This is a genomic window from Carnobacterium divergens DSM 20623 (assembly GCF_000744255.1).
GTDB classification, from domain to species: domain Bacteria; phylum Bacillota; class Bacilli; order Lactobacillales; family Carnobacteriaceae; genus Carnobacterium; species Carnobacterium divergens.
On record NZ_JQLO01000001.1, the window covers coordinates 141,419 to 155,864 of the forward strand.

General features: G+C 37.7%; 10 protein-coding genes. 7 read left to right on the top strand and 3 right to left on the bottom strand.

Annotated features, from left to right (window positions below; translation table 11 throughout):
• Positions 1 to 563: 563 nt before the first annotated feature.
• Both BR52_RS00725 and BR52_RS00730 read left to right on the top strand, forming a co-directional pair.
• A complete protein-coding gene (locus tag BR52_RS00725) occupies positions 564 to 1,013 on the top strand; it encodes a DUF3290 domain-containing protein (RefSeq protein WP_034568314.1) in 450 nt (149 codons plus the stop codon).
• A gap of 26 nt (positions 1,014 to 1,039) precedes the next feature.
• Positions 1,040 to 1,669, top strand: coding sequence for a DUF421 domain-containing protein (locus BR52_RS00730; RefSeq protein WP_034568316.1), 630 nt, complete (start codon positions 1,040 to 1,042; stop codon positions 1,667 to 1,669).
• A gap of 41 nt (positions 1,670 to 1,710) precedes the next feature.
• Here BR52_RS00730 and pdxT read toward each other — a convergent pair whose 3' ends face one another.
• Together pdxT and pdxS are read right to left on the bottom strand one after the other, a co-directional pair.
• Positions 1,711 to 2,277: a pyridoxal 5'-phosphate synthase glutaminase subunit PdxT gene (pdxT, locus tag BR52_RS00735; RefSeq protein ID WP_236707152.1), complete on the bottom strand. Its 567-nt coding sequence runs from the start codon at positions 2,275 to 2,277 to the stop codon at positions 1,711 to 1,713.
• A 1-nt stretch (position 2,278) separates the two neighbouring features.
• Positions 2,279 to 3,166 carry a pyridoxal 5'-phosphate synthase lyase subunit PdxS gene (gene pdxS / locus BR52_RS00740; protein WP_034568317.1) on the bottom strand — a complete coding sequence of 296 codons (888 nt, stop codon included), beginning with the start codon at positions 3,164 to 3,166 and terminating at the stop codon, positions 2,279 to 2,281.
• 145 nt (positions 3,167 to 3,311) lie between these two features.
• Between pdxS and BR52_RS00745 the strand changes: the two genes are divergently transcribed.
• Positions 3,312 to 4,742, top strand: a complete 1,431-nt coding sequence (locus BR52_RS00745) for an aminotransferase-like domain-containing protein (RefSeq protein ID WP_034568319.1) — start codon at positions 3,312 to 3,314, stop codon at positions 4,740 to 4,742.
• Positions 4,743 to 4,812: 70 nt separating this feature from the next.
• Positions 4,813 to 5,673 (top strand): aminoglycoside 6-adenylyltransferase, encoded by an 861-nt coding sequence (locus BR52_RS00750; RefSeq protein WP_051915580.1) that lies wholly within the window; start codon positions 4,813 to 4,815, stop codon positions 5,671 to 5,673.
• Between the two features lie 53 nt (positions 5,674 to 5,726).
• Here BR52_RS00750 and BR52_RS00755 read toward each other — a convergent pair whose 3' ends face one another.
• Entirely contained in the window at positions 5,727 to 10,964 is a 5,238-nt protein-coding gene (locus BR52_RS00755) for a S8 family serine peptidase (protein WP_051915581.1), read from the bottom strand.
• 234 nt (positions 10,965 to 11,198) lie between these two features.
• Between BR52_RS00755 and BR52_RS00760 the strand changes: the two genes are divergently transcribed.
• Genes BR52_RS00760 through gntK form a run of 3 tightly spaced genes read left to right on the top strand, consistent with a single transcriptional unit; the run spans position 11,199 to position 14,446 of the window.
• Positions 11,199 to 11,882, top strand: coding sequence for a FadR/GntR family transcriptional regulator (locus BR52_RS00760; RefSeq protein WP_034568321.1), 684 nt, complete (start codon positions 11,199 to 11,201; stop codon positions 11,880 to 11,882).
• A gap of 32 nt (positions 11,883 to 11,914) precedes the next feature.
• A complete protein-coding gene (gene gnd, locus BR52_RS00765) occupies positions 11,915 to 12,895 on the top strand; it encodes a phosphogluconate dehydrogenase (NAD(+)-dependent, decarboxylating) (protein WP_115588682.1) in 981 nt (326 codons plus the stop codon).
• Positions 12,896 to 12,907: 12 nt separating this feature from the next.
• Positions 12,908 to 14,446 (top strand): gluconokinase, encoded by a 1,539-nt coding sequence (gene gntK, locus BR52_RS00770; RefSeq protein WP_034568325.1) that lies wholly within the window; start codon positions 12,908 to 12,910, stop codon positions 14,444 to 14,446.

Consider the following 14,446-nt stretch of genomic DNA (forward strand, 5'->3'; position numbering starts at 1 on the left):
TTTAGTTTTTTACGTACACTTGAAACTAATTTAAAGGTAACATAATTGATATAGAAAATATGGTTATTATCACATAAGTGAGCTTTTTAGTCTTATATGAAGCACATTTATTAATTGAAAAATCTCATAAAACGATAGTTAATGACTTTGATTACAAATTAATTAATCATTCTGTCTTAGTAGATTTTTCAAAAAATTTACGTCAAAGGAACTAAACATTAGTGGCATCAGCTTCAATTTTGGTATCCTCTGTAAATAGAGTTTGACAATCAGCAAGGCTAGATTGAATCCGTTATGAGTGGAATCATATAAAAAATGTGTATTTGTTCTGAGTATAGGACTATAAAATGCCGGTTAACATTATTTTAGTATGATAAGTAGGATATCTAGCTTCTTGATAAATAATCTTAACTAGGATTTTACTCTCTAAATGAATGACAAAACGACTTGGTCCATGGTATAGTTTTTGTATACAAACAGCACTATTTTTTTGTTGGATGATACTTTAATCATAACAAGAAGTGCTGTTTTATTGAATTTTTTTGAAGGGAGTCTCATAAAACATGCAGTTTTATACATTTGATTATTTAGTCAGTCAGTCTAACGTTAACAGTTATGTGAAATATACCATCATTTTCTTTGTTTTATTATTTTTAACTTTTGTGATTATTAAATACATGCGGGATCGAGTGCAAACGAAATACCGAGATTTAAGTATTATTTTCTTTTTAATTTTGGTATTTATTATTGGCATCCAATTTACGGATTATTCCCAATCTCAATCAACGGTTTCACAATCCGCACAAATGGTTCAATTTATCGAACAATTAGGTAAGGAAAAGAAAGTAAAAGCGGATGAGATTCTAGTCAATTCAACAGTACTTAATGATGAAATGGTCGTTAAAATCGATCAAAAATTTTACCAAGTGGATTTTAATTCTGATTTTTCAGCCTATCATACCCAAAATGTTCAGTTGGTAAATCCAGCTATTACGATTGTTAAAGAAAATTAAAATTTACCAGTAGGAGAGTGTTTGGTTTGGATTTATATTATGCAGCTATTATTAAATTAGGACTAGGTTTTATTTGTTTGATTTTTCAAATCAATTTATTAGGGAAAGGCAATTTAGCTCCTAGTTCTGCAATGGATCAGGTGCAAAATTATGTGCTAGGTGGCATTATTGGTGGCGTAATCTATAACGGCGATATCACGATTTTGCAGTTTTTTTTAGTCCTCATTATATGGACGATTCTTGTATTTACGATCAAGTTTATTAAAAATCATAATAAATATGCTAAGCGTTTGATTGATGGAAGGCCGATTACCTTGATTGCTAATGGTCAGGTAGATGTTGGCGAATGTTTACGTTGTGGTATTTCAGCTAATGATTTGACCTTTAAGCTTAGAGCAGTAGGAATTTATGAAATCAAACTAGTTAAGAAAGCCATTATGGAGCAAAATGGTCAGTTGACTGTCATTCAATACGGAGATGATAACATTAAATATCCGTTAATCATTGACGGTCAAATTAACGAGGACGTCTTAGACTTAATCCACAAGGACAGCCAATGGGTCCACGAAGAATTGACGAAAAAGCAGTACCAACTAAGCGATATCTATATGGGTGAATACGATTCAGGAGAAATTTACCTTTACCCGTATAAATAAAAAAGCATGAATTCTTATCTTTAAAAGAATTCATGCTTTTTTTATTTAGAAAGAAAGTAAGATAAGACCCGTGTATCCTCACTTAATTCAGGATGAAAGGAGGTCACTAAAATAGTGTTACATTCAGCAGCGACAATTTTATCGTCAATGGTTGCTAGTACACGTACACCAGTCGCTACTTCCTTGATATAAGGTGCGCGAATAAAGATAGCAGGGATATGATCGCCAATTGATGCGACAGATAAAGATGTCTCAAAACTGTTCACTTGTCTACCAAAACCATTCCGAACAACGGTAAGATCAATTAGATTTAAGCGAACCTCACTAGGGTGTTCTTTTTCCGTAGTGCTACACAAAATCAAGCCAGCACAGGTACCTAAGATTGGATGCCCTGCCTTAGCAAATTCGATCAACGGAGATTCAAGCTGATAGTCTCTGATTAAACGTCCAATAGCAGTTGACTCACCGCCAGGAATAATCAAGCCATCTAAGGAGTTTAAGTCAGCTGCTTCCTTAACTAAAACAACGTTGACGCCTAAAGCTTCAAGCATTCGTTGATGTTCTGCCACTGCACCTTGTAAATTTAAGACACCAACAGTCTTCATCATGTTACCAGCCTCTTTCTTGCATACGCTCAGATTTATCTAATGTAGAAATATCAATGCCTTTCATTGGTTCGCCTAGTCCTTTAGACAATTCAGCTAGCAGTTCATAATCCTCAAAATGAGTCGTTGCTCGAACGATGGCTTCAGCAAATTTTGCTGGGTTTTCAGCTTTAAAAATACCTGAACCAACAAACACTCCATCTGCGCCTAAACTCATCATTAGTGCAGCGTCAGCTGGTGTAGCAACGCCACCTGCGGCAAAGTTAACAACAGGTAATTTTCCTAATGCTTTGATTTCTTTAACCAACTCGAAAGGCGCACCAATTTCTTTTGCAAAGGTCATTAATTCATCGTTTTCTTTTGTCACGAGCATTTTAATTTGTTGGTTGACTTTGCGCATATGACGGACGGCTTCCACAATATTTCCAGTACCTGGTTCTCCCTTCGTACGAAGCATAGATGCTCCTTCGCCAATCCGACGCAGTGCTTCTCCTAAGTCGCGACAGCCACAAACAAAGGGCACAGTGAAGTCTGATTTTAACAAATGAAACTCTTCATCAGCAGGTGTTAACACTTCACTTTCGTCAATATAATCAACGCCCATCGCTTCTAAAATACGCGCCTCGCTAATGTGTCCAATTCGAGCTTTAGCCATGACAGGAATGCTAACAGCCTTCATCACTTCTTCGACAATGGTTGGGTCTGCCATTCGAGCCACTCCACCAGCTGCACGAATATCTGAAGGCACGCGTTCCAACGCCATCACTGCTACCGCTCCAGCAGCTTCGGCAATTCGTGCTTGTTCCGCATTTACAACATCCATAATGACGCCACCCTTTTGCATTTGTGCCATTCCTCGTTTTACTAAATCAGTACCTAATTGTTTGTTCATTTGATTCTCGTCCTCCTTTAGTGTTCGTTCTCCTTTAGCATAATGAACTTTTTAACGCTTCACTACAGCCAATTGGATTGTTTTTTATCCATCCAATTTAATCAACTGTGCTATACTATAAAAAAACAAGTGGGAGAAGATGTAAATGTGGAGTTTAATTGCTTACAACAACCAAAAAATACCGTTGTATCAAAAAATTATGCTGTTAATCGAAGAGCAGATCAAAATAGGAAATTTGCCTGTGGGGAGTCCGATTCCATCTGAACGTAAATTAGCAGAATTGCTAGAAGTCAATCGTTCAACCGTTACAAGAGCATTTGAAGAACTCAGTGATAGAGGCATCATTATCCGAAAAAAAGGAAGCGGTTCTTATGTAAATACTGAAAAATGGGGACTTCAAACGCAACCTATTATCAACTGGCAACCACTATTTGGGGTTAATACAGCCATTGAAAAAAGCCCCTATCAGCGAAAAATTGATGCTTTAAAAAAATCTGGTAAAATGCAAACTTATTTAGATTTATCGAATGGGGATTTGCCCACTGATTTAGTGCCAGCGCTAAAAACACCTGAACTTTCTTGGGGAGAATTAATCCAAAAAGAAAATGAGATGACTACGAACCAATTGGGAATTTTATCGTTGCGACAATCCGTGCAACGTCATCTAGCAAAAACCTATCAGATGAAGGTTCCGTTAGAAGAGATACTGATTACTTCTGGTACACAGCAAGGGCTCTTCTTAATTGCCCAAGGTTTATTAAAGCCAGGAGATACAATTGGTGTTGAGGCGCCCTCCTACTTTTACTCCTTGCCACTTTTTCAAGCAACAGGTGTCCGAATCGTTCCATTGCCAATAGATAAGGAAGGGGTTATGATGGGGCCTTTAGCAGAAGCGTGTTTAAACTATTCAATCAAAATGATTTTTATTAATCCTATTTTTCAAAATCCGACAGGCTCTATTATGAGCTTTGAGCGAAAAGCAGCATTGTTAGAATTTTGTCAGCTACGACGGATTCCAATTGTCGAAGATGACGTTTATGGCGGTTTAAATTTTTCAACAGATGAGGTCACGCCATTAAAAAAGATGGATCAAAAAAATCAGGTGATTTACTTAGGCTCCTTGTCAAAATACGTTGGTCAGCATCTAAGAATTGGATGGATGGTAGCACCGCAAAATATCGTGACTCAACTGGCTCACATTCGCCATCAAATTGATTCGGGTTTAAGTGTGTTGCCACAAATTTTAGCAGATACTTTTTTAGTGAAGGATTTTGTTAGTCAACAAGCCCGATTAAAGAAAGAACTTAGCAAACGAGCGGAGTATGCTGAGGATTGGTTAACGGAGCGTTTTTCAGACAAGGTTCAATTTGATGAGGTAAAAGGAGGGTACCATCTATATGCTCGTTTTCCCGAGCTTGATGTGAAGGCATTTAATAAGCTGTTGGATGATTTATTAGACGAGAACATCATTGTGGGGGAAGGGCAATTTTTTGGAGATACAGTGCCAGGAATGAGGATTAGTTTTGGACATGCTGCTAATAAAGAATCGATGGCTTATTTTAGTCTTAAAATTTAGTTTTAGGAGGTAAGATGCTAGTTGTTATGTTCATAATGAAAGTATTAATTTGATAGTAGGAGGAAATGAAATGCGAACAGAATCTGAAGTGTTACAACAAATCAAAGCATTTGCAATGGAAAACGACGACATTAAAGTAGTTGCAATGAATGGATCTCGTGTCAATCCAATGGTTCCAGAGGACTCATTTAAAGATTATGATTTGGTTTTTTTTGTAGAAAAACTTGAACCTTATCAAAGTCAAAAAAATTGGTTAACAACATTTGGTGATATTTTAATTTTATGTGAGCCTGAAATTGATGGTTTAGGAGAGCCATTATTTGCTGATAAGGAAGGATATATTTTTCTGGTGATTTTTACAGACGGTATACGAATGGATATTCAATTAAGACCTGTGTCTTTGTTAGCTAGCTATCTAAAGGAAGATTCCTTGACTAAAATAATAATAGATAAAGAGCAACGAATGCCATTAAAACCTGTTCCAAATGATTCTAATTATCATGTTCAAAGACCTAGCGAAGAATTGTATCAAGCAAGTTGCAATGAATTTTGGTGGCAAGTATTAAATGTGTTAAAAGCCTATCATCGAGATGAATTACTCGTGGCGGTTTATTATTTAAACATGACACGCAGTGAGTTGATTCGCATGCTATCTTGGCAGGTGGGAATTGAAACGGATTTTAGTTTAAGCTTAGGAAAAGAGCATCACCTATTGCAAAGGTATCTACCAAAAAAAGAATGGAAAAAGTTACTAAGCAGTTTTGATACTACTTCAAGAGAAACGCTTTATGAAAGTTTATTAATTATCCGAACACTTTTTAAAGAAGCTTTACGAATGGTGGGCAATTCATTGAATTACTCCGTTGAAGATGGAGAACTGATTGTGGAAAAATTTTTAGAAGCTCATTGTAAGAATCAGAATTTTAAATAGCGCAAAATAAAAGCACAAAAACCGATAGTAAATCGATTTTTGTGCTTTTTCGTTTATGCGGTTACTTTTCTTTTAACATAATAACCAAACGTTACAAGGATAAAAAGGGCACCTATCAAGATTGGAGAATTCTTGTTGCTTTCACCCGCTTGTGGAAGAGTGGGTGCTTTAGTGTCTTTCTTGTTTGTTTGATAAGGCGTTAAATCAGATGGTAATGTGGAGCTTGGTGAAAGTGGTGTTGCTGGTCCAACAGTATCTACTGGTTTTTCTACTGGAGCTGGTTGTTGAGTGTCACTTGGTTTTTCCAGTGACGGTTGCTCAGGATTTGAAGGATCAATTGGATCTGTTGGTTTTTCTTGTTCTGGAAAGGTGATAGCTGTTTTAACAATTTCGCTTTCATTTCCAGCATCGTCGTAGCTTTGTGCCCAAATTTCTGTAGCCGTTGCTTGTTCAAACGAGGCGGTGTAAGGGTGGTAAGTTTGCCCTTGATCTAAGCTATAACGAAGATGAGTAAATTGCTGTTGTTGCTGAGTCAATTCTTTTTCGTAGCCAATCGTAACGAAAACAGGAGCCGTAAAGCTTAGTCCACGTGTTTTAGAGGAGACTGTAATAACGGGCTTAGCAGCAATCTCAGGTTGAATCGTCGTCACTTCATAGACCGCTACTTCAGACTTATTGCCATAACGATCCGTGGCATAAAAGAAGACTTTTTGATTGATTGCAATCGCTAATTCTTTTGTATAAGGCTCGTAATGTTCACCATCGTAGCTATAAAATAGGGTTTCCTCGTCATTAGCCGTTGCAATTAACGTTACTGCTTGATTGGTTAAAGCTGTAGTACTCGGTGTAATAGTTGGTGTTTTCAAGACTTCATTTTTATAGAAAACGGTGATTGCTTTGCTAGCTGTATTTCCCATGCTATCCGTTAAACCAACCTGCAAATGATTTTCTCCATCAGTTACTGGAATTTCATAATCGAAAGCAGCCGCTGGTTTTCCTTCAAAGAATTTTTCATCAAAGGTATCATAATTAATATCTGTATGAATGTTTTCATTGTTGACAACTAATTTATAGCCGGAGAAATTATCGGAAATCAAGCCTTTTAAATGGAACGGATTTTCATTGGTGTAAACAGAGTAGGCCCCCTTTTCATCAACCGTCAATTGATCTAACTGTAAGGTTGGCAAAACGGTGTCGACAATGACATAATACCCTTCATTAATAAGCGGTTTTCCATCGTTTTCATGATTAGATTGAAGGTAAAAAGCCACGCTGTGTTTCCCTTGTTTTAGTTCAATTGGAAAACTAAAGGTTAATGTAATTGGATCATAGTCAACCTCTTGTTGGTTGATTGTAAAATGATCGACTTTTTCACGTAGTCGCCCTTTGATTGTATAAATTCCCGTTGCCGAGTCGTAGCTTGGATTGCCAACACCAACCGAAGTGATGCCATTGACGTTGATGTTTTCGAGTGAAAGAAGCTCTGTTTGTTGGTAGCCAGTTGTGGTAAGCAGTCTTTTTTCCACTGTTTGGTTGCCGTATTCATCTGTTGCACGAAGGGTAATTAAATTTTGCCCATGAACAAGCTGCAGGGTAGTTTGAAAGCTACCATCTGGTTTGATTACAGAAGTTAAATCCATTTTTGCAGAATTGCTTGACTGCTCAAGTTCGAGTTTTTTTGTTGTGTTTCCTGTAGTACCAGTAAGTGTCGCCGTGGTTTGATTTGTTGTACTACTTTCTTGATCTGGATTGATAATGGATAATACTGGTTTTTGTGTTGAGACGGTAATTGGAACTTCTTGAATCACTGATTTTCCTTCAAGATCATTTGAAAAAATCAGGCTTTTTGTTGCATTAGTTATTGGAACCGCAACTTTAAAGAATCCATCTGTCGTAGTGGCTTTGATCCCATTGACTGCTAAGTCTTGCGGATAAGCGCCTTGAATAGTAAACGTTTGGTCAGCGTCTGAAAAACTTGCTGTATTACTTGTAATGACTTGATTATCTGTAAGGTTGAATAAAACGAAGCCAGCGTCTTTGCCGTATTGCAAATAGTGATTTTGATAGGTGGAATTTCCGGCGTAATCTGAGATCATGAGCTCTACTTGATTTTGTCCCGCCTTTGGTTTTTGCGAATCGTTCAAAGGAATCGAAACGGTACCTGCTGTTTGATTGCTGAGGTCATAGGTTTCAATCTTTCCATTTACGGCAACCGTTACGGCTCTTAAATCCACACCACTTAATTGATCGGTTAGGTTAACCTTTAAGCTTGGAGCTGTCAGAGTATCATCAAAGCCAAGTTTTTCAATGTTAGGTTTTGTCGTATCAACTTTAATAGGCAAATACATTTCTTGAGGTTTTGCCTCGGCAAGATCAGCTTTAGCCACCACTTTTAATTGATATTGACCGTCGGGCACAACTTCATTGTTCCCAGTTTTAACATTATAAATCGTTCCATCCCAATTGGCATCTGTGATAGTGTGTGATGAGAAGCGACCAGCTCTAGCATTAAAAGTATCCTTACGAATTTGTTTTTCTTCGGTTAAACGACGCAAAACTTTTTTATCTGCATCGACTATTTCGTAAGTGACGTTTTTAGCATTACGTAAAAAATTAAAAGTTGGTTTTGCTTCATCCTTGCGTCCATCTTTATTTGGTGAAATGGCCACTAATTCAGGATCAATGGTGTTGTTTTTTAAGCCTAAGAAGGTATTGTTTTTATCTGTAAAATAACCGAAGCCTTGAATGGATGCTTGATCATAAATCGGTGCATCAATAACAGGAGCTAAACTGTAGTCACCATAAAATCCAACAAAGGGTATTGTTAAACTTGGTTGAGTGTCACTTGTGAAACCAATATACCCTTCGACGAATTGCTGTTTTGCAAACGATGAGGGCAAGACTAATTGAAGCTGAATCGTTTGTGTTTCACCGGGTTTTAAAGTGACACTATTTTTGGATGTTGTGAGTTTAGCATCGTTGATTTTTGTTTCATAAACTTCAGCGGTACTTGTTTGAGCCTCTGTATAAACACCTCCAAAATCAGTGAATTGATACGTAGCAGCTTTAGAACCGTTATTTTGTAAGGTCACTGAAAAACGAGTATTTTGCTCAATTTGTTTTAGTGCTAACGCACCATCGCCATCTGTTGAGTCTGTTAAACTGGTTGTGTTTTCGATGGCTTTGTCTACTTTGATTTGCCCAGCGCCTTGTCGGCGTGGTGAAATTATAACATCATCGTGGTTTTTATCTAACATTGGCAAGGCTGTATTCATAACGGATAATTTTGCAAAACGAGTGAGCTCAATGCCACTTAAGTCTGTTTTTTTCTTTTTTAAGGCTTGGTATACAAGCGCTTGAGAACCCGCAACAAATGGAGAAGACATTGATGTTCCACTTTTTGTTTGGTAGGAATTATTGTTAACTGTTGAATAAATATTTCCTCCTGGAGCAGAGATTTCAGGTTTGAATTCCAAATCAGGTGTTAGCCCCCATGATGAAAAATCAGACATTTTTCCTGTTTTTGGATTGGCGAATTGATAACTGCTGATGTCAAAGCTAAATTGTTGCGTAGTGTGTTGTTTTGCTAACGCAACTAACGCATCCCCATCTTCTTTTGTAAGGCTCAGTGTTAAGTAGCTTGGATCATCAAGCTGCATATTAATAGGCGGACTATCGGGTGTATTGTTATAAATGAGAGCTGCCTTAGCACCATGTTCCTTAGCGATTCGTTGTTTATCAGAAAAGGCAATGGCTCCCCGTTGGATTAAGACGATTTTATTTTTTACGTCTTTGTCTTGATAGTCTCGTTCTGCACCGACGCCCACCTCAATTAAATCTGTTGGCTGATTTAAGATGCTGGCATCAGCTGTTGTAGCATTTGAAAAAACAATCGCACCAGATGGAGAAGTGGATGTTTCCATTTTGTGAGGGTGCTTAGTACCATCAGCATCTACTAATTGAACCAGTAAACCTTCGCTTGTAATAGACGTATTCTCAGCAGAAGCAACCGTTAAAGCTTCTGTTGTGACGCCAGGAGACCCTAGTGTTCCTGTGTCTAACGTTCCTAATTTATTTTGTGGATCAACACTTGTATTATCAGTGGTACTCATGCTGCTATTTCCTGCCGAAATAACCGACAAGACACCTGCTTCAGCCGCTTGTTTAATGACCAATTGTTCAGGTGAGTTAGGATCAACGGTACCAGAAACAGATCCTAAGCTCATATTCAAGACGTCTGCTCCTAATTTAACGGAGTCTTCGATAGCTGCAATCACATCATCATCTAAAGCGGTTGCCACACGAGTATTATTTGGAAAAACCTTCATTGCGAGTAGCTGTGCTTCTGGTGCAACCCCAAGAACTGCTTTTGCTGGATCATCGCCGACGCCATTTGCAGCAACAATGCCAGCAACGTGCATCCCATGCATGCCAGTACCTGGATTTGTATCGACAATATCTTCGTTGTTATCAGCGTAGTTGTGACCAAAAGGAACTTTTCGAGTAAAGGCTTGACCATAGCCAAGCTTTTTAACGCTTCCGGCTCCAGCATCAAGAGAAATTTTTTCTTTTGTATCATCTGATAGTCGCAAGTCTTTATGGGTTGGATCAACACCAGAGTCAATAATTGCAACAACCATGCCTTCTCCTTTTAATTGATGTTGTTCCCAGACTTGTTGGACGTTTGCTAATTGATTTGCATCAATGGATGTTGGGGAATAAACCTTTGCAGCAGAAACGGCTTCTACGCCGTCCATTGCTTTAATCGCATCAACATCTTTGTATTTTGCATCGATTGAAAAAGCATTGATTAAGTAACCAAATGAACGATCGCTTTTATTTCCGGTTAATGATTCGATTTTATTTTTAATGGTTGTTTGACTTTCAATAACGGAATCAGCTGCTTGATCAATTGATTGAACAGAAGATTTTGACCCCGTTGGGACATCCAGACGTTCAATTGCAGCATCTTTTTTTAATTGAATGATTAATCGAATTTCTTGATTGTCGTCAAAAGAGTTTTCATTAAATTGGTTCATGTCAAAACCACGACTTGCTAACTGGGCTTTTACATTTTCTTCAAAAGCTTTTTTACTAAGATCATGGATAGAATCTTCGCTTTTTTTGTGAGCCTCCATCAACTGTTGATAATTGGTTGTTTGCTGTGGCGGTGTTGCTTTTTCGCTCCAAGCAGTTGCTGAAAAGGTACTAAAACCAGTAGAAAGCATTAAAATCGTTAGTAAAAAACGACTCCTTCTTTTGCGCTTTCTTGTGTAACCAAACTTCTCCATTTTAAAATCCCCCTTTTTACTTTTATGATAGTCAAATAAAAGTATTAGGTTTATTATAATCTAATTTTAATTATAATTCAATTGATTTTTAATAATTTTTGAAAATTCAGTTAAATTGGTCTATTAATCTTCTATTAGTAAGAGTTGATTCAAGTCAAGGAGTTGAGTACAATAATAGAAAGAACCAGCGGACTAGAGCCTTGAACCGGTTTAGCTAAAAAGGAGAGCACAATTATGTTGGAAAGCAGTCAACAAAAAGGTCAGTCATTAGCACAACAAGTGGCAAGTAAGATGGAAGAGTTCATTAAGGAACAGCGCTATAAAGTGGGAGATAAGCTACCAAATGAATTTGAACTAGCAACCGAATTAAACGTTGGAAGAGGAACGATTCGAGAAGCCATTAAATTATTAGCTGCACGAAATGTTGTAATAATCCAACGAGGAAAGGGGACATTTGTATCTGAAAACCCTGGTTTGACAGAAGATCCACTTGGTTTGAGCTTTATTACAGATAAAAAAAGGCTAAGCCACGATTTAATGGATGTTCGTGTGATGATTGAACCTGAAATAGCCAAATTAGCAGCAGAACACGCGACTCCTGCTGAGGTAGAAGAAATGGAAGCGATATGTTTAGCGATTGAGAAGCTGATTCATGAAAATAAAAACCATGAAGAAAAAGATATCCAGCTACATTCGGCTATTGCAAAAGCGAGTAAAAATGTCGTAGTACCTAGTTTAATTCCGATTATTCAAACGGCCATTTCGTTATTTATTAATTTAACCAATCGAAGTTTAAAAGAAGAAACGATTGAAACCCATCGACAAATTGTGGAAGCGATAAAAATTAAAGATGGTGAGGCTGCTAAAAAGGCAATGCAGCGACATCTAGGCTACAACAAAGATGAATTAAATATTTAAAAAAGCATCCAAACTCCAGGGATGTTTTTTTTATGGTTGACATTCGTTTTAGAAAGCGTTATCATTTTTATAGACATACGACGTATGACGTCTCAAAAATAGGTCAAGGAGTGACGATGATGAAAATTGGCATTATTGGATTAGGCAAAATGGGCATTAATTTAGCAGAAAATTGTGTGGATGCAGGACATCAAGTTGTGGGGTATGATTTACACTTACCTCAATTAGCTGAAAATCAAAATGAAATGACACTGGTCAACCATTTAAGTCAAATGATTGAAGAACTACCGCGTCCACGAATCATTTGGTCAATGGTACCAAGTGGAGCACCAACAGAAGCTATTTTTCAAGAAATGATGACACTCCTTGAACCGGAAGATATTTTTATTGATGGTGGGAACTCTAATTATAAGGAGTCTGTGATACGTGGCAAATTAATGGCAGAAAAACAGCTTTATTTTTTTGATGTAGGAACTTCTGGTGGCATGAAAGGCGCTCGAGAAGGCGCTTGTTTTATGATTGGTGGCGATGAACACATCTTTAAACAAATTGAACCTCTTTTCGCGGGAATTGCAGTTGCCAACGGATACTTATATGCCGGAGCAGTTGGAAGTGGACATTATTTAAAAATGGTTCATAACGGGATTGAATATGGAATGATGCAAGCCATTGGCGAAGGTTTTGATCTTTTGGAACATGCTCCTTATTCGTTTGATTATGAAAAAGTAGCGAAGGTTTGGAATAATGGTTCGGTTATTCGTTCATGGTTGATGGAACTGACTCAATCAGCTTTTAAAAAAGACCAACGTTTAGAAGAAATTCAAGGAATCATGTATTCATCAGGTGAAGGCAAGTGGACAGTTGAGGAATCTTTAGAACAACAAGTGGCTACGCCGATTATTACAATGTCTTTGATGATGCGTTATCGCTCGCTTTATCCAGATACGTTTAGTGGAAAAGTCGTTGCAGCATTACGAAATGAATTTGGTGGTCATGAAGTTGAAAAGAAATAGAGGTGGAGAAAAATGAAAGATTATGTCATTGGTGTAGATATTGGCACAACAAGTACGAAAGCTGTTTTGTATGATAAAAATGGAAATGTTAAAGGATATGCTAATAAAGAGTATCCATTGTATCAAGAAATACCAGATATGGCGGAGCAAGATCCGGATGAGATTTTTGAAACCGTGATTGATGTTCTAACAGCGGTGGTTAGAAAAAGTGGAGCAGATGTGGCTAGAATCGCTGGGGTTTCATTTTCAAGTGCGATGCATAGTTTAATTTTGCTAGATGAAGAGAATCAATTGTTGACTCGTTGCATTACGTGGGCGGATAATCGCGCTTATCATCAAGCAGAGGAACTAAAAAATTCAGCTGCAGGCTTAGCAATTTATCACCGGACAGGAACACCGATTCATCCGATGTCGCCTTTAAGTAAAATCTTGTGGCTAAAAGAGGAACATCCTGACTTGATTCAACAGACGGCTCATTTTATTGGGATTAAGGAATATGTGTTTTATAAACTATTCGGTCAATTTAAAGTGGACTTCTCAATTGCATCGGCAACAGGCTTATTCAATATTCACGAATTACGTTGGGACGATGAAGTTCTTGCGCTTTTGGATATTTCCAACGAGCAACTTTCTGAGTTAGTTGAAACTGATCATCAAGTAATGGGGTTAAAACAATCTTATGCTGAAGTTATGGGATTGCCGATTGACACACCTTTTATTGTCGGCGCAAGTGATGGCTGTTTATCTAATTTAGGAGTCAATGCGATTGATGGAAAAACTCTTGCCTTGACAATTGGTACGAGTGGAGCTGTTCGGATGGTTACCGATAAACCTGTGACAGACGCTCAGGGTAGAACGTTTTGTTATGCTCTTACAAAGGATAAATGGGTGATTGGTGGGCCAGTTAATAACGGGGGAATTGTTTTCCGCTGGGTAAGAGATCAATTATTTGCCCCTGAAAAAATTACTGCAGAACAAATGCAAGTTGACAGTTATGAAATTTTAACACAGATTGCAGAAAAAATTCCAGCAGGTTCAGATGGATTGCTGTTTCATCCTTTCTTAGGAGGGGAACGGGCACCTCTTTGGGATGCCAATGCAAAAGGCTCTTTTATTGGCTTAACAACGAGACATACAAGAGCACATATGGTGCGAGCATCACTTGAAGGGATTGTTTTTAACTTATATTCAGTGATGTTGATTTTGGAAGAGCTGGTTGAACGACCAGAAAGAATTCATGCCACAGGAGGATTTGCTCGTTCTGCATTATGGCGTCAGCTATTAGCAGACATATTTGAACAAGAGGTTTCCATTCCAGAAAGTTATGAAAGTTCTTGTTTAGGAGCAGCAGTTATTGGAATGGAAAGTCTAGGCTTGATTGAATCCATTGAGGAAGTGTCCTCGATGATTGGGGTAACGAATCAACATATTCCTAATGAAGCTCATTTTCCAGTCTATCGTGAATTATTGCCTATTTTTATCCGCACTACTCGACTGCTACAAAGTGAATTTCAAGCGATTGCCGATTTTCAACGAAAATATACTCATTAG